Origin of the sequence: Sphingomonas sp. RIT328, assembly GCF_000632225.1 — a bacterium.
Lineage (GTDB): Bacteria > Pseudomonadota > Alphaproteobacteria > Sphingomonadales > Sphingomonadaceae > Sphingomonas > Sphingomonas kyungheensis.
On the sequence record NZ_JFYV01000014.1, the window covers coordinates 32,438 to 53,868 of the forward strand.

12 protein-coding genes and 1 pseudogene are annotated in these 21,431 nt (G+C 68.5%); 5 read left to right on the top strand and 8 right to left on the bottom strand.

Features of this window, described 5'->3' with window-relative positions:
- Window positions 1-54: 54 nt before the first annotated feature.
- The 5 genes from BW41_RS08395 to BW41_RS08415 all read right to left on the bottom strand — a co-directional run bounded on the left by BW41_RS08395 (window position 55) and on the right by BW41_RS08415 (window position 9,370).
- Window positions 55-1,968 (bottom strand): alpha-L-fucosidase, encoded by a 1,914-nt coding sequence (locus BW41_RS08395; protein ID WP_037533589.1) that lies wholly within the window; start codon window positions 1,966-1,968, stop codon window positions 55-57.
- Window positions 1,969-1,992: 24 nt separating this feature from the next.
- On the bottom strand, window positions 1,993-4,431 hold the full coding sequence (locus tag BW41_RS08400; RefSeq protein ID WP_051583357.1) for a glycoside hydrolase family 95 protein: 2,439 nt from the start codon (window positions 4,429-4,431) through the stop codon (window positions 1,993-1,995).
- A gap of 46 nt (window positions 4,432-4,477) precedes the next feature.
- Window positions 4,478-7,714 carry a TonB-dependent receptor gene (locus tag BW41_RS08405; RefSeq protein ID WP_037533591.1) on the bottom strand — a complete coding sequence of 1,079 codons (3,237 nt, stop codon included), beginning with the start codon at window positions 7,712-7,714 and terminating at the stop codon, window positions 4,478-4,480.
- A 109-nt stretch (window positions 7,715-7,823) separates the two neighbouring features.
- Window positions 7,824-8,846 carry a FecR family protein gene (locus tag BW41_RS08410; protein WP_051583358.1) on the bottom strand — a complete coding sequence of 341 codons (1,023 nt, stop codon included), beginning with the start codon at window positions 8,844-8,846 and terminating at the stop codon, window positions 7,824-7,826.
- Window positions 8,843-9,370 carry an RNA polymerase sigma factor gene (locus BW41_RS08415; protein WP_051583359.1) on the bottom strand — a complete coding sequence of 176 codons (528 nt, stop codon included), beginning with the start codon at window positions 9,368-9,370 and terminating at the stop codon, window positions 8,843-8,845. The genes BW41_RS08410 and BW41_RS08415 overlap by 4 nt, the downstream gene beginning before the upstream one ends.
- Window positions 9,371-9,614: 244 nt before the next feature.
- Here BW41_RS08415 and BW41_RS08420 point away from each other — a divergent pair, with 244 nt between their 5' ends.
- Complete coding sequence (locus tag BW41_RS08420; RefSeq protein ID WP_037533593.1) at window positions 9,615-10,694, top strand: sodium:calcium antiporter; 1,080 nt, start codon at window positions 9,615-9,617, stop codon at window positions 10,692-10,694.
- 62 nt (window positions 10,695-10,756) lie between these two features.
- Here BW41_RS08420 and BW41_RS08425 read toward each other — a convergent pair whose 3' ends face one another.
- Window positions 10,757-12,583 (bottom strand): DUF885 domain-containing protein, encoded by a 1,827-nt coding sequence (locus BW41_RS08425; protein ID WP_037533595.1) that lies wholly within the window; start codon window positions 12,581-12,583, stop codon window positions 10,757-10,759.
- Window positions 12,584-12,753: 170 nt separating this feature from the next.
- On the opposite strand from BW41_RS08425, the pseudogene BW41_RS08430 reads away from it, so the two are divergent.
- The 4 genes and pseudogenes from BW41_RS08430 (at window position 12,754) to BW41_RS08445 (ending at window position 19,065) form a co-directional block, all read left to right on the top strand.
- Window positions 12,754-14,640, top strand: a pseudogene (locus BW41_RS08430) (gamma-glutamyltransferase family protein).
- Between the two features lie 11 nt (window positions 14,641-14,651).
- Window positions 14,652-15,665, top strand: a complete 1,014-nt coding sequence (locus tag BW41_RS08435) for an acetamidase/formamidase family protein (protein WP_037533648.1) — start codon at window positions 14,652-14,654, stop codon at window positions 15,663-15,665.
- A gap of 69 nt (window positions 15,666-15,734) precedes the next feature.
- Window positions 15,735-17,162 carry a M20/M25/M40 family metallo-hydrolase gene (locus BW41_RS08440; RefSeq protein WP_037533597.1) on the top strand — a complete coding sequence of 476 codons (1,428 nt, stop codon included), beginning with the start codon at window positions 15,735-15,737 and terminating at the stop codon, window positions 17,160-17,162.
- 67 nt (window positions 17,163-17,229) lie between these two features.
- A complete protein-coding gene (locus BW41_RS08445; RefSeq protein WP_037533600.1) occupies window positions 17,230-19,065 on the top strand; it encodes a DUF885 domain-containing protein in 1,836 nt (611 codons plus the stop codon).
- 28 nt (window positions 19,066-19,093) lie between these two features.
- Here BW41_RS08445 and BW41_RS08450 read toward each other — a convergent pair whose 3' ends face one another.
- Together BW41_RS08450 and BW41_RS08455 are read right to left on the bottom strand one after the other, a co-directional pair.
- The gene (locus BW41_RS08450) at window positions 19,094-20,737 is read right to left on the bottom strand and encodes a M28 family peptidase (protein WP_037533601.1); all 1,644 of its coding nucleotides are present in this window, start codon (window positions 20,735-20,737) and stop codon (window positions 19,094-19,096) included.
- A 48-nt stretch (window positions 20,738-20,785) separates the two neighbouring features.
- Window positions 20,786-21,268 carry a hypothetical protein gene (locus BW41_RS08455; protein ID WP_037533603.1) on the bottom strand — a complete coding sequence of 161 codons (483 nt, stop codon included), beginning with the start codon at window positions 21,266-21,268 and terminating at the stop codon, window positions 20,786-20,788.
- Between the last annotated feature and the right edge of the window lie 163 nt (window positions 21,269-21,431).

The following is a 21,431-nucleotide window of genomic DNA, read 5'->3' on the forward strand; positions in this document are numbered from 1 at the left end:
CGACCGTCACCGTCACCGTCACCGTCACGGTCACACAGCGGCGAGACCCCACGCTCAACGCCTCAGGATGGAAAGATCGGCGATCGCGATAGCGCCGGCGGGCCGTGCGGTCTGGTGGAAGACGAAGCGCAGCCATGTCACAGCCGCACCGGACGCGAAGGCAATATGCTGCGGTGACAGTGCGTTGACGATATTGGAAAACTCGCCGTCTGCGAGCGGATGCCACCTGCTGCCGTCGGGACTGGCCTCGACCGTATAGCGTTTGGGCGGCGCGGCATCGTCCATGACGGCGCGTGAAGGCGTCAGGATGAAGCCGGCGAGGCGCTGCGCGGTATGGAAGCGAAGCGTGACCGCCGCCTCTGCCGGGCCGCCCGACACCGGCATCCGCCAGACCGTCCCGGCATCCGCGTCGAACAGCGCCTGCACATCCGGCGCGGAACTCGACACCAGCGTCCACTCCGCCGGTGAGACCGCGTTCTGATCGGGCGCGGCAGGGCGCGCGACCGGCAGTGGGGGCACCTGCCGGAACAGGGCGATCTCGCTGATCGCGGGACATGCCGGCGCTTCGGTGATGCGCAGGCGGAGGCGACGGGCCTGTACGGGCGCGGGCAGGCGGACGATGCGTTGCGCGGCGATACAGGCACCTGCGGCGACCTCGCCCCAGCCGCTGCCGTGGTCGAGATCGATCGCGAAGCGGGTGACGCGCACGCCGAGCGGCAGAAATTCGCGCAAGCGGATCAGGTCGAAGGCGCGTCCGGGCGGCAGCTCGAGGACCAGCGATGGCGTATGGACGGCATCGGGCGTCGACCAATAGCTGCTCGGATCGCCGTCCAGCACCCGCGCCGCGGCATAGGCGCTGCCACGGACATGGTCGGCCTGCGCGACGGCACCCCGGGCGAGATCGTTCGCGAAGGTGGCGCGCTGCGCATCGCCGAACGACCGCAGCACCGCGCAATCGCTGTCGGCGAGCCGGCCGCGCCGGTCGGGCGGCAGGTTGAGGATCAGATTGGTGCCGCGCGCGACGGACTCGTCGTACAGCCGCACCAGCCGCTGCGGATCCTTGACCTTCGAATCCTCGTCTTCATGGTAGAACCAGCCCGGCCGGATCGAGGTATTGGTCTCTGCCGGCCACCAGAGCGGGCCGTCGCGCAGCCCGGCATTACCCTCCGCCTGGCTCGGCTTGTGGTTCGGCATGGTCGGCCAGCAGGGATCGCCGGCGACGCCATCCTCATTGCCGACCCAGCGCGCATCCGATCCGAGCGGTTCGAAGGTGCAGGCCATCGGCTGATGGCGATGCACCAGCGCGACGATCTCGGGCCAATTGTAATAGGCCTCGGCGTCGATCTTCCGCGTCTCGCGCGCGCCGCCATAATAGCCGTCGCCGCCATTGGCGCCGTCGAACCAGAATTCGAACAGCGGGCCGTAGCGGGTGCAGAGCTCGACGATCTGTCGCCGGTAATAATCGATATAGGCGGGCCGGCCATAATCGGCATGATTACGGTCCCATGGCGACAGATACAGGCCGAAGGCGAGCCCAGCCCGGCGGCAGGCCCGTTCGAATTCGCGGACGACGTCGCCCTTGCCGCCGCGGAACGGGCTGTTGAGCACGCAATGCTCGGTAAGCCGGGTCGGCCACAGGCAGAAGCCATCATGGTGTTTGGCGGTGAGGATGAGGCCGCGCAAGCCGCCCGCCTTGGCCGCATCGACGATCTGATCGGCCGAAAAGTCGGTGGGGTCGAACAGCGCCGGGCTTTCGTCGCCATAGCCCCATTCGCGATTGGTGAAGGTGTTGATCGAAAAGTGGACGAAGGCATATTGCTCGCGCCGGTGCCAGGCGAGCTGGCGGGGCGAGGGCGTCGCACCGTAGGGGGCCGGGGCGGCCGGCCCAGGCGGTGACGCCTGGGCGAGGCTGATGCCCGCGCTGGCGAGGCCCGAGGCCATGAGGGTGCGACGCGATAGGATCGGCATGAAAGGTCCTGAAGGGAGGGTCGGTCAGGCCGCGGTCGCCGGAGCGGGCGGCACAGGACGCAGGGTGATCGCATAACGCAGCCAGCGCCGCGTGCGCACGCGGGTAACGCCGTCATCGCGCCCGAAGTCGCAGCGGCGGTGACCCTGTCGGATCATCGCCACGGCGAAGCCCGGCGGCGCGCGCAGGACGAGCGCATCGCTGCCTGCCGTCACCGTGGCGTGGATCGCGGCCGGCTGCCACGCGATGTCGACGGTATGGCCGCCGCGTGCGCGCAGGCCGGTGACATTGCCCGATCGCCAGCCCGCCGGCATTGCCGGCAGCAGCGCGACGACATCGTCGTGGCTCTGCAGCAGCATCTCGGCGATGGCGGCGGTGATGCCGAAATTGCCGTCGATCTGGAAGACGGGCCGCGGCTGCATCGGATGCGTGTCGAGCAGATTGGCGGCGACCGCATGGCCGAGGAAGGCGGTCAGCGACCGGGCGGTATCCTCGCGCCGGCCGAGCCGCGCCCAGATCGCCGTCGCCCAGGCACGGCTCCAGCCCGTGCTCGATCCGCCATGCGCCTCGCGTCGTGCGAGCGACACGGCGCCCGCGGTCGCCAGCGTCGGCGTGCGCTGCGGCGTCAGCTCGGCGCCGGGATAGAGCGGGTAGAGATGCGAGACGTGGCGGTGGCCGGGGTCCTGCTCCGCATAATCTTGCGACCATTCCTGCAACTGGCCGTAGCGGCCGACCCGATAGGGCTCCAACCGGTCGAGCAGCGCGGTCAGCCGCGGGGCGAGATCGCTGGTGTCGCCGACCAGCGCGGCCGCGGCGATGCAATGCCGGAACAGCTCGCGGATCAGCGCGAGGTCCATCGTGCAGCCCGCGCTGATCGCCGCGGTCTGGCCGGGCGCGACGACGAACAGGTTCTCCGGCGAGATCGACGGTGCGGTGGTCAGCCGCGCGCCGGCCGGATCCGCGGCCAGCCATGCCGCGCAAAAGTCGGCGCAGCCGCGCAGCAGCGGGAAGCCGCGCTCGGCGAGGAAGCGGCGGTCGCCGGTGAACTGATAATGGTCCCAGACATGGCGGGCGAGCCACGCCCCGCCCATCGGCCAGTTCGCCCAATTGGGGCCGCCCGCGCCTTCGCCGACCGGGTTGGTCATCGCCCACAGATCGCTGTTGTGATGGACGCACCAGCCGGGCAGCCCATAGAGCGTGCGCGCGGTGTGCGCGCCATTGACGGCGAGCCGCTCAATATGATCGATCAGCGGCAGGTGGCATTCGGAGAGATTGCAGCTTTCCGCCGGCCAGTAATTCATCTGCACGTTGATGTTGGTGGTGTAGTTGCAGCTCCACGGCGGCCGCAGCTTCGCGTTCCACAGGCCTTGCAGGTTGGCGGGCATCGTCCCGGCGCGCGAGGCGGCGATCAGCAGATAGCGGCCGAGGTGGAACAGCCGCTCGACCTGCGCCGCCTCCGCATCGTCCGCCGCATCGGTCAACGCCAGCGCGGTGCGCCGGTAGAGCGCCTGATGATCGCGCAGATGGCGCGTGCGCAGCGTCGCGAACGGTCTGCCGCCGGCCGCCAGGACGCGCGTCGCCTCGGCGACGACGGTCGCGGCGGGCGTGTCGGGCATGCGGTCGAAACCGCGGAAGCCGGTCGCCGCGGCGATGCGGATGACGATGGCATCGGCGCCGGTGACGTGCAGCGCATCGCCCCGGCTCGCGACGCGGCCGCCCTTGGTCTCGACCGACAGGATCGTCGCAAAGGCCATGCCGTGGCCGGGCCGGTCCGAATAGGCGACCGGATCGGCGACGTCGCGATAGTCCGGCGCGCAGCGTGTCGGCGCCTTGCCGGTGAGCGTCACGCGGTCGTCCTGCGCGACCGCCTCGCCCTGCAACAGCGTCGCCAGCGCGATCCGGCCGTCGAGCGCGCCGGCGCGATCGGCGGTGAGGCGCAGGACGAGGATCTGATCGGGATGCGAGGCGAACAGCTCGCGGCGAAACGTCGTACCGGCGCAGCGGTAGGAGACGGTGGCGATGCCGCGGTCGAGATCGAGTTCGCGGCGATAGTCGCTGACCGGCGCATCGTGCGACAGGTCGAGCAGCAGGTTCGCCATCGGCGCATAGCTCTGGCTGAAGGCGCCTTGCAGGCGCTTGCTCAGCCGGTCGGCCGCGCGCGGATCGCCGGCGAAGACCGCGTCGCGCACCGCGGCGAGTGCGGCGCGGCCGTCATGGTCGGGCCGCTCCGCCGGCTGGCCCGACCACAGGCTGTCGTGATTGAGCGCGATCACCTCCTGCGCGACGGCGCCGCCCATCATCGCGCCGATCCGGCCGTTGCCGACCGGGTGGCCGAGCAGCCACTCGCTGGCGGGCGTGGTGGCGACCAGCCGATGCCCGCGCCGCCCGGCGGGCTCGCCGGCCTGCGCCGCCTCGTCCACGGCGGTCAGGCCGAGCAGGAAGGCCGCACCGCCCCCGACGAGCAACTCGCGTCGCGACGCATCGGCCGGTGCGGCGGCGGGGTGAGGATCATCAGAAATTGAGTGTCGCCCCCATGTTGATCGATCGGCCGAGCGCGTCATAGACCGACGGCGAGGTGTTGACCCGCTCCGCCGCTTCGAGCGGCGGGCTGGGCCGCACCGGCGGATTGGTGTTGAAGATATTGTTGACGACGACGCGCAGCGTCAGGCTGCGCGATACGGTAACGCTGGTGCTGAGATCGAACAGATCATAGGCCGGCAGATATTTGTATGCGTCGGGAACGCTCGCATCGTCGGCGCCGAAGATCGGATTGCCGTCGAGCCGTGAATTCTTGAGCCCCGAATTGTGCCGCCAGTTGAGCGACACCAGCCCCTGCGTCTTCGCGCTGTCCGGCGAGGCGAGCGTTACGCGGACATTATGCTGGTAGCGGCGGTAGCCCTGGCCGGCATAGGGGCCGAACAGGCCGACGACGTTGAAGTCTGTGTCCGGCAGGCCGAGGTCGCCGCCCTTGGCGGTCTGCAACGTCGCGACATAGCTGGTCGACAGTTTCGCCCAGCCGCCGAGCCGCCGATCGTAATTGGCCGAGAAGTTGAAGCCGCGCGCGTTGGTCTTGCCGAGATTGCTGTAGCCCTGATTGATGTAACCGCTCGTCGATCCCGTGTTGCTGAACAGGCTGCCGTCGGCATTGCGGACGAGCTGGCCGCAGAAGAAGTCGTAGCCCGTGTTGGCGCAGGTCTGCAGGAAATCGATCGCGCGATAATAGCCGATGCCGTTTTCGATCTGGATGCTGTAATAATCGGCGGTGAGCGACAGGCCACGCAGCCAGTGCGGCGTCACCACCAGACCATAAGTATAGGTATGGGCGATCTCCGGGGTGACGAGACCCTGCGAGCCGTTGCGGACGGTGCAGAGATTGTCGGGACATTGCGGGATCGTGCCATATTGCGCGGCGGTCACGCCGCTTCTCTGGCAGACGGCGAGGCTGGCGGATGGCGTCGCACCGGCGCACGGATCGCCCAATGTATTGGCGTCGAGCGTGCCGTAGCTGACCGAGGCGTTGGACGAGAGTTCGTAGATGCTCGGCGCGCGCGTCGCCTTGTTGTAGCTGGCGCGCAGGAGCAGGTCCTCGACCGGGCGCCAGCTGCCGTCGATCTTGTAGGTCGAGCGCATCTTGTCGACGCCGGAATAATTGGAGCCGCGGATCGCCGCGCCGAAGCTCAGATCGCGGACGAACGGCCGGTCGCTGACCAGCGGCACGTTGATCTCGCCATAGATGTCGAAGGCGTGGTTCGACAGGCTATTGGCCGTCGATCCGAAGGCTGCGGTATAAGCGGCGTCCGGGTTGGAGCGATAGGTGTTCCTGCGATATTCGGTGCCGAGCGCGACATTCACCCCCTTGCTCGAGAACGGGCTGCGGATGCCATATTCGCCGAGGTCACCGGTGATATTGGCATTGCCGACCCATTGTTCGTAGCGTTCACGGAACAGCCCGCCGCCTTCGGCATAGGAGACATAGTCGATCGCCGCGGCGCTCGGCCCGGCGGTGGTGAAGATATCGAGCGGGACGCAGCCGGGATTGCTCGCCGCTGCGGCGCAAGTCGCGACGCCATTGACGTCCACCACCTGCAAGGCGTTGGCGACTTTGACCGGATCGACGCGATTGAGCTGGCGCTGGCGATACAGGGTCGTCGAATAGACCCCGCCGACGTCATAATGCCAAGCGCTGCCGAGATCGCCGCGGACGCCGGCGACGCCGCGATAGATCTCGTTGCGGGAACGGGTGATCTGCGGCGCGCTGAAGCGATAGCGCACGTCCGTGGTGACGCTGGTCGCGGTGCCCGCCGCCGTGCCGCACAGCGATTGCGCCTGCTGCGCAGACAGCAGCGGATTGTCGCAATTGATGCTGTACGCCACCGACCCGGGTTGGATCGTCGCCGGTGCCGACTGGCTGGTGGCGTCCGACCGGAGATACAGGCCGTTGGCGTAGAGCTGGATCGCCGGCGACACTTCGTAGTTTAGGAAGACCGCGCCGTTGTAGCGGGTATTCTGACGCTGGAAATAGAAAGCGTCGTTGTAGTTATAGCCGTTGGTGCCGGTATACGGGGCAAAGGCGCGCGCGCCGTCGGCGGCATTGGTGAAGATGGCGCCGGTCTGGGCGGGGCCGGACAGCGCCTGAAAATAACCGGCCGGTGTCGCCGACGAGGGGGAGGCGCAGACCACGGTCTGGCCCGACAGCGTGATCGGACAGACCGAAAAGGAGCGCGAGGTGGCGAGCACCGGCTCGACTTGGCTGTACGCCCCGAACAGCGCGATATTGCCGCGACCGCCGGCGAAATTGTGGCCGATGCTGATATTGGCGTCGAACCGGCCGCCGTCGTTGCGCGCGCCGGTCGGCACGGCGAAACCCGAATTGCGTGCCGCCTGGGCGGCGATGTTGTCGCGATTGTCGGCGTTGTAGAAGCCGTAGTTGATATTGGCGTTGAGCCCTTCGAAATCCTTGCGCAGGATGAAGTTGACGACTCCGCCGATCGCATCCGAGCCATAGACCGCGGAAGCGCCGCCGGTGAGCAGGTCGACGCGCTCGATCAGCCCGACCGGTATCACCGACGCGTCGATCCCTTCGGTCACGCCGATCCGCTGACCGTCGATCAGCGTCAGCGTGCGGTTGGTGCCGAGGCCGTGAAAATCGAATTGCTGGCGACCATTGCCGTTCGACAGATTGGTGTCGCTGTTCTTGATCGCGGGTACGCGGTTGAGCACCTCCTGCACGCTGAACGCAGATTGCAGCTTGATCTCGGCCTGGCCGACGCTGGTCACCGGTGCGGTCTCGACGAGGTTCTTCGAGCGGATGCGCGATCCGGTGACGACGACATCCTCGCCATCCGGGCTCGGATCGTCCTGACGATCGGCCTGCGCATCGACCGGGCCGATCGTATCGCTCTGTGCGGTCAACGCGGCCGGCACCAGGCCCGCGGCGCGGCTGATGACATAGACGCCCTGCGGCGTCCGCGCGACGGCGAGCCCGCTGCCTTGCAACAGCCGGTCCAGCCCTGTCTCGACGGTCATGCTGCCGACGAGCGGGGGGGCGGTGCGCGTGCCGAGCAGCGCTTCGTCAAAGGCGAGCTGGATATGCGCCTGCCGCCCGAACATGCGGAGCGCCTGGCCGAGCGATTGCGCCTTGATGGCGATACGAACCGGACGCTGTTGCGCGACGGCAGGCGATGCGATCGTCATCGTGGCGAGGGCCGCCAGGCTGACGGCGGTGAACAGATGGCGACATCCGGCCATGTATCGAAACCCCTCTTATGTTGTGTTTTTATGACGCACGAGGGCTACGGATGCTCAGCACGTTGCGCGAAATTAACGACCTTTCCGTAAATTGGTATGGGATTGGTTGTTACCGCGCGACGAGCGTCACTGTGTCGCGACCGGTTTCGACGCGGGTCGGCAGGGTCGCCGCGACCGCCTGGGCAAAGGCGTCGCTGTCACCGGCGTTGAACACGCCGCTGATCCGCAGGTCGGCGACCGCCGGCGCGACCACGATCCGGCGCGCACCGGCAAAGCGGTTCATGCGCTCCGCCGCGATGCCAAGCGGTTCGGCGGTGAAGCTCAATTGCCCCTCGTCGAGCCCGTCCCCCGCGGCGAGCGGCGTGATCGACGCCGCGGCCGCACCCGCCGCCAGCCGCAGTTCGCTGCCCGGCACCAGGGCGCGCTCGGCGGGGACGAGCCGGTCGCCGCGGCGGGCCAGCGTCGCGACCGGGCCGCGCCCGGCATCGTGGAGGATGGCGACATGGCCCTCGAACAGGCCGACGCGGATTTCGCCGGTCAGCGCCTCGACCGAGAATTCGGTGCCGGTGGCGACCACCACGTCGCGGCCGACGTGGACGGCAAAGGGGCGCAGCGGGTTCTTGGCGACCTTGAAGCGCGCGCGGCCGCGCACCAGCGTCAGGTCGCGGCGCTGATCGGTGAAGGCGGTCGAGACCACGCTGTCGGCGTCGAGCGACAGTCGCGAACCGTCGGCGAGCGCGACGACACGCCGCTCGCCAATCCCGGTCCGGTAGACGGCGCCGCCCTGCTGCTGCCAGAGCAAGGCCGCCAATGCGACGGCGACCAGCGCCAGCGCCGCTGCGATCGCCTGCCACGGCGTCCGGCGCAGCACGGCGAGCGGACGCCGCGCGGCGGCGCACGCCATCGCGTCGCGGGCCTCGTGGCGCAAGGCGATCAGCTCGGGCGTCTCGGCGTCCGCCTCGATCCCCGCCCATAGCGCCAGCGCCTGATCGAGATGCGACTGACGGTTCGCATCGCCGGCGAGCCAATCGCGCAAGGCGCGATGTTCGGCGGGGCTGAGGTCGCCTGCGTCGAGCCGGATGCACCAGCCGATCGCCGCCTCCCGGTCCGCCATCGCCGCGTCGCCGCTCATCGCCGTTCCTCCGCATTCGCGAGCAGCGCCTGCATCGCCTTGGCGATATGCTTCTCGACCGCGCTGACCGAGATGCCGAACGCCGCGGCGATGGCTTTGCGTTGCAGGTTCTCGAGCCGGTAGAGGATGAAGATCTGGCGGGTCCGGTCGGGCAGGGTGGCAAGCGTCGTCGCGACGCAGCCCACGCTCTGCCGCGCGGCGAGCAGGCGTTCGGCGTCGAACGTGTCGACGTCGGCGCTGCCGTCTTCCGCCCAAGACTGGATATAGCGCACCCGCGTCGCCTCGCGGCGGACGTGATCGCGCAACAGATTGGCCGCGGTCTGAAAGATATAGCCTTCGGGATTGCCGGCGACGCGTCCGTCCATGCCGCTGATCCGCACGAACATGTCCTGCACCAGATCCTCGGCGAGCGTACGATCGTGCAGGCGGCGCAGGAAGAAGGCGAGCAGCGCCGGCCGCATCTGCCGCAGCACCGCGAGCAGGTCGGGCGTGCCCCCCGCCGGATCGGATCGTACCAGTCGCATGATGGTGAGACGTACGGGCGGGCGATACACTCAGCAAATATTTGCGGACGATCGATCCTCTGATTGCTTGGAATCGGTCCGGTTCCGGCAGTTGAGGCGATGTGGTGGTCGGCGCGGTGACCGACACGATCGCATCGGTCGTGCAACCGGCCCCGTATTGAAAGCTGGATCGTCCAGGAACGCTTGTTCAGCCGGTTCGCTATGGTCGATCGCCTGTCGCTCGCAGGCACATCGAAAGTCACGCATGTTCAACGGTCTCAGCCTACCGGTCCTGCTCGCGATCTTTGCCGGCTGTGCGGGCGTGATTTGGGTCGCCGGCGTGAAACTTGCCGATACCACCGACATCCTCGCCTCGCGGCTTCATCTCGGCAAGGCGCTGGGCGGCATCATCGTGCTCGCCGTCGCCACCAACCTGCCCGAGATCGCGATCACGGTCAGTGCGGCATTGGCTGGCAATCTGGGGGTGGCGGTCGGCAACATCCTAGGTGGCATCGCGATCCAGACGGTCGTGCTCGTGGCGATGGATGTCGCCATGACGGAACGAATGCCCCTGACCTACCGTGCCGCCAGCCTCACGCTGGTCGTGGAAGCCGTACTAGTCGTCGCGGTGCTGATCGTGGCGATCATGGCGACGCAATTGCCCGGTACGCTGATCGCGGCCCGCCTGACTCCCGGGGCGGTGTTGATCGCGGTTCTGTGGGTGATCGGCGTTTGGCTCTCCAGCAAAGCCAGCAAGGGGCTGCCATGGCACGACACGAGCGGCACTGCTCCCGACGGGCAGGAGGAACCCAAGGGTCACTCGCAGGCCAAGAAGGACGATGCATCCGGTCGGAAGGGTGAGAGCACGGTCCGCGTCGCCTTGGTCTTCGGCGCGGCTGCGCTGGCCACGCTGGCGGCCGGTGTGCTGCTGGAACGTAGCGGCGATGCCATCGCCGAGACCATCGGGCTCAGCGGGGTCCTGTTCGGCGCGACGGTACTGGCGGCGGCGACGTCGCTACCCGAATTGTCGACCGGTATCGCGTCGGTCCGGATGAAGGACTATCAGCTCGCGGTCAGCGACATTTTCGGCGGCAATGCCTTTCTCCCGGTCCTCTTCCTGGTGGCCGTCGTCATTTCCGGCAAGGCGGTGCTGCCAGACGCGCAGGCCAGCGACATCTATCTCGCAGGTCTCGGTGTCCTGCTGACCTGCGTCTACGCCGCAGGCCTGATCTTCCGGCCCAAGCGGCAGATCTTGCGGATGGGGATCGACTCCCTGACGGTGCTGGTCCTCTACGCTCTCGGCGTGGGCGGCCTGTTCGCGATCTCCGGAGGAAACGGCGGCTAGGCCAAACTCCCGAACCGCATCTCTGCATGAAGGCCGCTGACCACGCCCATCCGCCGCGCCGGTCAAATCGCGCGGGCGCGCTCCTCGACGATCCGTTGCAGCATCGAGAGCGGCATGGCGCCGGCCTCCAGCACGTCGTGGAAATGTTTGAGATCGAAGCGGTCGCCGGCGATCGTCCTGGCGGTTTCGCGGGCGCGCAGCCAGGCGGCGTGGCCGATCTTGTAGCTGCACGCCTGACCGGGCGAGACGCAATAGCGCTCGACCTCGCGCTGCGAGCGGCCGGGCGCGAACCCGACGGTGTCGACGAGGTATCGTGTCGCCTGGTCATGCGTCCACTGCTTGGTGTGGATGCCGGTATCGACCACCAGACGCGCGGCGCGGAACAGGAAGGACTGGAGATAGCCGGCGCGCTCCACCGGTGAGGCATAGCCGCCAAGCTCGTCGGCGAGCTGTTCGGCATAAAGCGCCCAGCCTTCGAGATAGGCGTTGAAGAAGGCGATCTTGCGCAAGGGATGCGTCGGCGCGCGCTGCGCCGTCGAGATCTGCAGGTGATGGCCCGGCACGCCCTCGTGATAGGTCAGGCTCGGCAGCGTGTATTTCGGCCAGTCGTTCACGCTCTTGAGGTTGATCCAGTAGATGGCGGCGCGCGAGCCATCGAGCGGCGCGCGGAAATAATAGCCGTTGGGGGCGCCGTCCTGGATCTCGGGCGCGACGCGGCGGATCTCGAGCGCCGCATTGGGCGGATTGCTGAACGCCTGCGGCAGCCGGGCCTGCATCGCCCGCACGCCGGCGTTGAGGCTGGCGAGCAATGCGGTGCGGCCCGCATCGTTGTCGGCAAAGAGCTGCGCGGGCAGGCGGTTGAGCTGGTCGAGGCGGGCGCCGACGCTGCCCTGCGTCAGCCCCTGGCTGCGCAGGATCGGATCGAGCTGCGCGGTAAGCTCCGCGACCTGTTGCAGGCCCATGCGATGGACTGCCTCGGGTGACAGATCGGTGGTCGTCGATTGCGCCAGGGCGGCGGCATAGATCGCCGCGCCGTCGGGGATCGCCCAGATGCCGGCCGCCGACCGCGCCTTCGGGCGCAGCGCGCGGAGCAGCGCGATCTGACGGTCGAGCGCGGGATAGACCTGCGCGGCGACGATCCGGGCGGCGCGGGCCTGCCAGTCGCCGGGGATGGTCGCCGCGGCGGTGCGGCGGGTCAGCGACTGGACCAACTGGCTGTCGGCGGGCGCGGGGGCGCGCAGCTTCGCCATCTGGCCGAGCGTGAGATCGAGCGAGAAATCGGGCGCGACCCGGCCCTTCGCGGCTTCGCGCCGCTGCACCTCGGTCTCATTGTCGAGCTGGCGGCCCATCAGCGCCAGCCGGTCGAGATACGCCTCCGCATCGTCCGCGGTCTTGACCGGATGGGTCGAGGCGAGAAAGTCGGGCAGCGAGAAATAGACACCGTCCTGCTGCGAGATCGGATAGGGCCCCTGCGGCGAGGCGAGCCCGAACCGCTCCGGGCCGACCATGTTCGATTCGATATTGTAGAGGACGACCTCGCGATCGATCCGCGCCTGCGGCGACAGCGAGGCGGGATCGACCGCGGTGATCAGCGCACGCGCGCGGCGGTTGCGGGCGAGATCGTCGGCGATCGCCTTGTAGCTGTTGTCGCCGAGCGTGTGGCGCAGGGCGGCATTCTTGCCGGTATCGAGGCCGAGCGAGGTGGCGAATTCGGGCGACTGGCGGACCGTCTCGTCGAGCACCTGATCGAAGGCGGCGTTGAGCCGCGCGTCACCCGCCGACGCCGGCGTCGCATTGGCAGGGGCGGCCTGCGCGAGGGCGGATCGGGCGGGCAGCAGGCTCAACCCGGCGGTGGCGGCGGTGGACATGATGAAGACGCGACGATCCATGCCGATGATCCTGATGTGAGGCTCGAAACGCCGCACGCTAGGCGACGACGATCGGCCTGCGCAACCCGGTTGCGCGCCGGCGGCCGCCCTATCGCAGCTACGTCAAGCAACCCCTTGTGCACGCGGGCGAAGCTCGCGAGGATCAGCGATCAACGTCGGGAAGATCCATCATGCATCGTCGTACGTTCCTTGCCGCCCTGCCGGCGGCGGCGCTGGGTCCCGCTGCCGGCGCGGCGGCGGGGCAGGACGGCCGCGGCGTGCCGGGCGGACAGGGCGCGCCGGGGCCGGGGCAGGGGGGCGCGCGGTCACCGGCGGCGCCGGCGCTGCCGCCCCGATGGGAGGCGGGCGCCGATCGCTTCCTGCGCCCCGACGTGTCCGCCGGTGATCGCCCGGTCGGCGCGAGCTTCGCGTCGCGCACCGCCGCTTATGGCCTGCACGGCGCCGCCGGCACCGCGCACCCGCTGGCGACGCAGGCGGGAATTGACATCCTGCGCCGCGGTGGTTCGGCGGTGGATGCCGCGATCGCGATCAACGCCTGTCTCGGCATGCTCGAACCGACGTCGAGCGGCATCGGCGGCGATGCCTATGCGATGATCTGGGACCCCCGGCAGCGCAAGGTCGTCGGACTGGCGGGATCGGGCGCGTCGCCGCGCGGGCTGAGCCTGGAGACGGTGCGGGCGCGGGCGCGGGGCGGCGCGCTGCCGCCGCTCGGCGCGGTGTCGGTGTCGGTGCCGGGGGCGGTGGATGCCTGGTGGACGATGCACCGGCGCTACGGGCGGCTGCCGTGGGCGCAGCTGTTCGAGCCGGCGATCGCCCATGCCGAGGCGGGGGCGCCGGTGCCCGACATCATCGCTTATTACATCCGCCGCAGCATGGCGGCGTTCCGCCGGCCGGGTAACGGCATCGAAGAGACGGCGAACGCGCTGCGCACCTATGGCCTCGCCGATGGCAAGGGACCGGCGGCGGGGCAGGTGTTCCGCAATCCCGATCTCGCCCGCACCTATCGCGCGATTGCCGCCGGTGGCCGCGACGCCTTCTACACCGGCGATATCGCGCGGACGATCGACCGCTATTTCAAGCGGATCGGCGGCTGGTTGCGCTATGAGGATCTGGCGGCGCACCATTCCGAATGGGTCGAGCCGCATCGCACCGGCTATCGCGGCGTCGACGTTCACGCGCTCGGCGCGAATACGCAGGGCATCGCTACGTTGCAGATGCTCAACATCCTCGAGACGTTCGACCTCGGCGAGGCGGGTTTCCAGTCGCCGCTGTCGATCCATCTCCAGGCCGAGGCCAAGCGGCTCGCCTATGAGGATCGCGCGCGCTTCTAAGCCGACCCGCGGTTCAGCAAGGTGCCGGTCGAATGGCTGATCTCGAAGGACTATGCGCGCCAGCGCGCAACGCTGATCCGGCCCGATCGCATCCTCGATCCCGTCTATCCCGGACAGGCGCCGAGCCATGGCGACACCACCTATTTCAGCTGCGCCGATGCGGACGGCATGATGGTGTCGATGATCCAGTCCAACTTCCGCGGCATGGGATCGGGGCTGGTCGCCGACGGCCTCGGCTTCATGTTCCAGGATCGCGGCCAGTTGTTCAGCCTCAAGGACGGTCACCCCAATATCTATGCGCCGGGCAAGCGCCCGTTCCAGACGATCATCCCCGGCTTCGCGACGCGGGGACGCGATCCGTGGATGAGCTTCGGCGTGATGGGCGGCGACATGCAGCCGCAGGGCCAGACGCAGATCATCGTCAACCGGGTCGACTATGGGCTGGAGATCCAGTCGGCCGGCGATGCGCCGCGCTGGCATCACGAGGGGTCGTCGCAGTCGATGGGAGAGGATGCCGCCGGGCTCGGCCCGCGCGGCCTGCTGCGGCTCGAGACGGGCGTGCCGCACGCGACGCGGCAACGGCTGGCGGAGATCGGCTGGACGATCGGCGAGCCCGACGGTGGTTTCGGCCGCTACGAATGCGTCGAGCATCGGATGGACGGCGACACCCGCGTCTATGCCGCGGCGAGCGAGATGCGCGCCGACGGCTGTGCTTTGGCCTATTGAGGGGGATGACGATGCGATATTGGACGACGGCGCTGCTCGCCGCGACGACCATGCCGGCCGCCGCCGCGACCTATGAGCTGAAGGCGACGCCGCAGACGGTCGCCTGGGGCCATTATGACGCGACCGACACGCCGGTGCTGACGATACGGTCGGGCGATACGGTGGTGATCCACACGCTGCTCACCAACAGCCCGGCGGGGCTGGAGAAGGCGGGCGTCGCGCCGGCCGATGTCGAGCCGGGGTTGCGCGCCGTCTATGACGGCGTGCCGGCGAGCGCGCGTGGGCCGGGCGGGCATATCCTCACCGGCCCGATCGCGATCGAGGGCGCGGAGCCCGGCGATATGCTCGAGGTGCGCATCCGCAAGATCGATCTCGCCATTCCCTATGCCTATAACGCCTTCCGCTACGGTGCGGGATTCCTTACCGACGATTTCCCCTATGCGCGGATGAAGATCGTGCCGCTCGACGCCAAGCGGATGATCGGCCGGTTCGCGCCGGGGGTCGAGGTGCCGCTGGCGCCCTTCTTCGGCAGCATGGGCGTCGCGCCGCCGCCCGCCTTCGGCCGCTACGATTCCGCGCCGCCGACGATCAACGGCGGGAATATGGACGACAAGGCCCTGGTCGCGGGGACGACATTGTTCCTGCCCGTTCACGCCACGGGGGCGCTGTTCCAGGCCGGTGACGGTCATGCCGCGCAAGGGAATGGCGAGGTCGACATCACCGCGCTGGAGACGTCGCTGACCGGCACGTTCGAATTCGTGCTGCACAAGAAGACGGCGATTGCCTATCCGCGTGCCGAGACGCCCAAGGCCTATATCGCGATGGGCTTCGACGACGATCTCAGCCATGCGACGCGCAAGGCGCTGCGCAACATGATCGACTTCCTCGTCGCCGAAAAGGGCATGAGCCGCGACGACGCCTACATGCTGGTCAGCGTCGCCGGCGACGTCGAGGTCACCGAATTGGTCGATCGCAACAAGGGCGTCCATGTCGTGCTGCCCAAAGCGCTGTTCACGCAGCGATAAAAACCGGCCGGCGGCTTCCGGCCGCGCGCCGATCGTGCATTATGGTCTGCAATCGTTGGGGGACATATCATGAGACTGGGGCATCGGATCGTGTTCGGGGCGGCGGCGCTGGCCGTGCCGCTGGCGGCGAGCGCGCAGGTCGCGCCCGCCCCGCCATCGACGCTGCGACCCGATCAGCAGGCGTTCCGCGCGCTCTACCAGGAGATGGTCGAGACCGACACCAGCATCACCACCGGCAGCTGCACCGCGCTCGCCGACAAGGTGGAGGGGCGGCTCAAGGCGGCGGGCTATACCGACGCGGCGATCACGCGCTTCGCCGTGCCCGATCATCCCAAGGAGGGCGGCATCGTCGTGGTGCTGCCGGGCTTGTCCAAGACGCTGAAGCCGATGCTGATGATCGGCCATATCGACGTCGTCGTCGCCAAGGCCGAGGACTGGACGCGCGATCCCTATAAGATGGTCGAGGAAAACGGCTATTTCTACGGCCGCGGCACGTCCGACATGAAGGCGATGGACGCGATCTGGGTCGATTCGATGATCCGCTTCAAGCAGAGCGGCTATACGCCCAAGCGGACGATCAAGCTGGCGCTGACCTGCGGCGAGGAGACCAGCTGGGCGTTCAACGGCGTCAAATGGCTCGCCGAGAACAAGCCCGATCTGATCGCGGCGGAATTCGCGCTCAACGAGGGCGGTGGCGGGCGGACCGACGGCAAGGGCCGGCTGGTGATCGCCAACATGCATGTCGGCGAGAAGGCCGCGGTCAATTACCGGATCGAGGCGACCAACCCTGGCGGCCACAGTTCCGCCCCGGTGCGCGACAATGCGATCTACGAACTCGCCGACGCGATCGGCCGGATCCGCGACTATGACTTTCCGGTGCAGATGACCGATACGACGCGCGCCTATTTCCGCGTCGCGGGCAAGGCGCGCGGCGATGCGATGGGCGCGGCTATGGTCAAATTCGCCGCCGATCCCACCGACAAGGCGGCGGAGGCGATGCTCAACAGCGACAAGAGCTATCATTCGATGCTGCGCACCACCTGCGTCGCGACGCTGCTCGACGGCGGCCATGCCAACAATGCGCTGCCGCAGCGTGCCGGGGTCAACATCAACTGCCGCATCTTCCCCGGCGTCTCGTCCGATGCGGTGCGCGCGACGCTGGCGACGGTCGTCGCCGATCCGCGGATGACGGTGAAGCAGGTCGACGATCGCGGCCCCGCCGCGGTGCCGCCGCCGCTCGATCCCAAGATCGTCGGGCCGGCGGAAAAGCTGCTCGCGCGTTATTATCCGGGCGTGCCGCTGGCGCCGCTGATGTCGACCGGCGCGACCGACGGCATCTATCTCGAGGCGATCGGCATCCCCTCCTACGGACCGCCGGGCCTGTACGGCGATCCCGACGGCAATGGCGCGCACGGACTCAACGAGCGGGCGATCGTCAAGGCGGTCTATAGCGGGCGCGACTATCTCTACGACCTGATCAAGGTCTACGCCGGCTGAGGCTGCTGCCTCCTGCTGGCGCCGACCTCCCTTTGCCCGCTGCGGCTATCCTCATCCGGAGACCCATGTGATCCGATCTTCCCACCGCGCCGCGATCCTGGTCCTGCTCGCGACGCCGACGCTCGCCGCCGCACCCGTCGCGCCGCCGCAGGCCATCGCGCCCGCCGCGGCCGCCGACGATGCGCGGCTCTATGCCTTCCTCGATCAGGAATTCGCCGCCGAGCTGCGCGACCGCCCGCAGCTCGCCACGCAATTGGGCATTAAGGAAGGCCAGGACCGGCTCGACGACATCAGCGACGCCGCGGCCTTGCGGCGGCTCGTCGCGCGCCGGGCGAGCGTCGCGCGGATGAAGGCGCAGTTCGTGCGCGCGCGCCTGTCGCCCGCGGCGCAGGCGAATTACGACATCTGGGCGTTCGAGCTCGATCGCGCCGAACTCGCCTACCGTTACCGGCAATGGTCGCCGCCCTTTTATTCGTTCCTCTATTCGCTGCACGCGCAGCTCCCCAATTTCCTGATCAACACGCACACCGTCCAGGATGCCGCCGACATGCGCGGCTATATCGCGCGGCTGCGGGCGATCCCGGCGGTGCTCGACGAAGCGATCGCGCAGAGCCGGGTCTCGGACCGCGCGGGCATTCGCGCGCCGCGGTTCGAGATCGAACGGGTGATCGCCGGCAGCCGCGCGATCGTCACCGGGGCGCCGTTCGACGCCGGCACCGCCTCGCCCTTATGGGCCGATGCGCAGGCCAAGGTGTCGCGCCTGCAGACCGCGGGCAAGATCACCGCGCCCGAAGCGCAGGCCCTGCTCGCCGACGCGCAGGCGGCATTGCTGACGATCCGACCCGCCTATCAGCGGGTGATCGCCTGGGCGGACGGCGACCTCGCTACAGCGCCGTCGGGACGGGTCGGGGCGCTGACGTTGCCCGACGGCCAGGCCTGGTATGCGGCGGCGCTGAGGCTCAACACCACCACCGACCTCACCGCCGACCAGATTCACCGCATCGGCCTCGACGAGGTCAAGCGGATCGAGGGCGAACAGGATGCGCTGGCGCGGCAGGCGGGCTTTGCCGACCGGGTCGCTTATTATGCGGATCGCGCCAGGCGCCGGCCGCCGCAGCCGTGGACCGACGCCTCGCGCGCCGACTATCTCCGCAACGCCAACGCCGTGATCGCGCGCAACCGCACCTTGCTCGCGCCGCTGTTCGGCACGTTGCCCGAATATCGGATGGAGGTGGTGCGCGAACCCTCGTTCAGCGAGGTCGCGGGCGGCGCCGCGCATGCCGCCGGGCCGAGCCGCGACGGCGCGCGACCGGGCCGCGTCTACGTCCATCTGCTCGGCACCACCGACGATCCGTCGCCCGACGCGATCGTCGACCTGATGTGCCACGAAGGCGTGCCCGGCCATGTCATGCAAGGCGACATCCAGGTCCGGCAGAGCGGCGGGCCGAAATTCCGGCAGGCGACGCGCTATGTCGCGTTCGGAGAGGGCTGGGGCCTCTATGCCGAAGCCTTGTGCAAGGAGATGGGCGCCTATCCGGACGTCGCGTCGGATTTCATGCGGCTCGAGGCGGAGCTGTTCCGCGCCGCGCGCCTGGTCGTCGATACCGGGCTGCATGCGCAAGGCTGGAGCGAACAGCAGGCGGTCGATTACATGGTGGAGAGCGGGCGCGCCTCGCCGGATCAGGCCCGGTCGGAGGTGCGCCGATACATCACGCTGCCGGGGCAGGCGACCGGATACAAGATCGGCATGCTCAAGATCATCGAATTGCGCCGCAAGGCCGAACGCGCGCTCGGCCCGAAGTTCGACATCAAATCCTTCCACGATCTGCTGATCGGCACCGGCTCGCTGCCGCTGTCGGTGCTCGAACGGCAGGTCGACGACTGGATCGCCGCGCGCGCCTGATCGCGCGGCGGGGCGGCGGAGCGGTGCCTTAGCCGCCCGGCCGCTGCGCCGCGCTCGCGTCGCGGACCGTCTTGAACTCTGAGCCTGCGTTCCACGTAGGCCAGGCGTCGCCCGCCGCCAGATCGAAGCCGATGCGGCGCAGCAGATCGACGTCCGCCGCGGCGCCGTCCAGCTTCCAGTCGCGCGACCAGGCGTCGCAGGTCTGGTGGTAGCAGCGCATATAGTCGTCCAGCCAGCGCTGCCCCGCGGCGCGGCCGCCCGTGACCAGATCCGGCGCGCCGCTGATCGCCATCAGCAGCAGCGTCGGCACGCCGCGCCGCGCCAGCGAGAAATGATCGGCGCGGTAGAACAAGCCCCGTTCGGGCAGGGCCTCCGGCGTCACCGTGCGGCCCTGCGCCGCCGCGGCGGCGGTAAGGCGCGCCTCGAGCGCATTCTGTCCGGCGCCGACGAGCAGCACGTCGCGCGACGACCCCGCCGTCTGCAGGATGTCGAGCGTCAGATTGGCGACCGTCTTCTCGATCGGAAACAGCGGATGCGCGGCATAGGTTTCCGAGCCGAGCAGGCCGCGCTCCTCGCCGGTCCACAGCGCGAACACCTGCGTTCGGGCGGGGCGGGGCGCCTTGGCGGCGGCGCGGGCGATCGCGAGCACCCCGGCGACCCCGAGCGCATCGTCATTAGCGCCGGGCCGGATCCGTCGCCCCGACGCATCCGGCGCGCCCTCGCCATAGGCGTCCCAATGCGCGCCGTAGATCACCGTCTCGTCGGGACGGCCCTGTCCGGTGCGTTTGGCGATGACGTTGCGGCTTTCGGCGCGGGTCACCGCGACCGGCAGATCGGCGGAAAAGCCGCTGCCCTTCAGCGCGATCGGCCGGAAGTCCGCGCGCCGCGCCGCGACCTTCAGCCGGGCGAGGTCGAGCCCGGCGTCGGCGAACAATCGGGTTGCGGCCTCACCCGCGATCCATCCCTGCAACGTCACCCGCGACGCGGACGGCGCGGCGACATCGTAATTCTCGCCACCGGGTGCGGTGACGGTGGCCCAGCCATAGCCGGCGCCGGCGGTGTCGTGGACGATCAGCGCGGCGACCGCCCCCCGCCGTGCCGCCTCCTCGAACTTGTACGTCCAGCGGCCGTAATAGGTCATGCGCCGATTGCCGAACCGGCCGAAGGCATCCTCCCCGGCGGTCGCTTCGAAATCCGGATCGTTGACGAGGAAGACGGCGACCTTGCCCGTGAGGTCGACGCCCTTGAAATCATCCCACTGCCGCTCGGGCGCGCTGACGCCATAGCCGACGAAGACCATCGGCGCGTTCCTCACCGTCGCGCGGTCGACGGGGCGGACGGTCGACAGATAGACGTCGCGCGCGCTCGTCCATGCGGTGCCGTTGGCGGTGACGGCGCCGGCGCCGAGCCGGGTGCGGATCAACGGCACCGGCTGGGTCCAGCCGCCGTCGGGACCGCCGGGTTCGAGCCCTGCCGCCTTGAATTGCGCGACCAGCCAGTCGACCGTCTTCGTCTCGCCCGCGGTGCCCGGCGCGCGACCTTCGAAGGCGTCCGACGCCAGCACCTTGACGTCGGCGGAGAGGCGGTCGGCCGATATCGCCGGCGCGCCCGGCGTGGCGGCCGCCGCCGGCGCGGCGAGAAGCAGGGCGGCGATAACGGCATGTGATGTCATGGTGATTCGATCCGGAACCAGTGTGGGGGAGCGCGATTCGAGGACCGCTCAGCGCAGGCGACGCACCCGCACCGACCGCCGCCCCGGCGCCGTCGCGACATAGCTGCCCAACGATCCCGCCTTGATCGTCACGGTATCGCCCTGGCGCAGCCCGACCATCGTAGCCTCGGTCGTCTCCCACATGCCAGCCCCTTGTAATGTGAACCGCATCAGCCCGCCCGGCAGACCGGTTGTCGTTTGCAATACGCCGACAAGTTGTTTCAGCGGCTCGTCCGCTTGACCGTCCCCGAACAGGCGAATGGACGGCAGCGAGAAGCCAAACAGATCACGCTTCGCTTTCTGTACCTCGCCACGCTCCAGCACGACGAAATCCTTCTTCGTCTTGGCGTCATCGATCGCCACCACGGTACGATCGTAACAGGCAAGTCGTTCGGCATCGATTTTGATGGTTCGACAGTCGCTCATCTTTTGCAGCAAGTCCCGGCCGGGCGCTGGATCGGCCGCCATGGCAAAGAGGATGATGGACAGCATGACGTACCTTTCAGAAGGAATATTAGGTCAGGGTCTATTAGGTAAATGACGTAGGATGATCGGCGGCAAGATGATACGATGTGACTGAAATGTCACGTTTGATTTGTCTTCGTCACAGATGGGCGATTCAATATTGTGAACGTTTCGCGACCCTGCGACTGAT

Coding starts and splice junctions, on each gene's coding strand:
- BW41_RS08395 (WP_037533589.1), bottom strand. CDS start 1,968: ATGCCGATCCTATCGCGTCGCACCCTCATGGCCTCGGGCCTCGCCAGC.
- BW41_RS08405 (WP_037533591.1), bottom strand. CDS start 7,714: ATGGCCGGATGTCGCCATCTGTTCACCGCCGTCAGCCTGGCGGCCCTC.
- BW41_RS08410 (WP_051583358.1), bottom strand. CDS start 8,846: ATGAGCGGCGACGCGGCGATGGCGGACCGGGAGGCGGCGATCGGCTGG.
- BW41_RS08415 (WP_051583359.1), bottom strand. CDS start 9,370: ATGCGACTGGTACGATCCGATCCGGCGGGGGGCACGCCCGACCTGCTC.
- BW41_RS08420 (WP_037533593.1), top strand. CDS start 9,615: ATGTTCAACGGTCTCAGCCTACCGGTCCTGCTCGCGATCTTTGCCGGC.
- BW41_RS08425 (WP_037533595.1), bottom strand. CDS start 12,583: ATGGATCGTCGCGTCTTCATCATGTCCACCGCCGCCACCGCCGGGTTG.
- BW41_RS08435 (WP_037533648.1), top strand. CDS start 14,652: ATGCGATATTGGACGACGGCGCTGCTCGCCGCGACGACCATGCCGGCC.
- BW41_RS08440 (WP_037533597.1), top strand. CDS start 15,735: ATGAGACTGGGGCATCGGATCGTGTTCGGGGCGGCGGCGCTGGCCGTG.
- BW41_RS08450 (WP_037533601.1), bottom strand. CDS start 20,737: ATGACATCACATGCCGTTATCGCCGCCCTGCTTCTCGCCGCGCCGGCG.
- BW41_RS08455 (WP_037533603.1), bottom strand. CDS start 21,268: ATGCTGTCCATCATCCTCTTTGCCATGGCGGCCGATCCAGCGCCCGGC.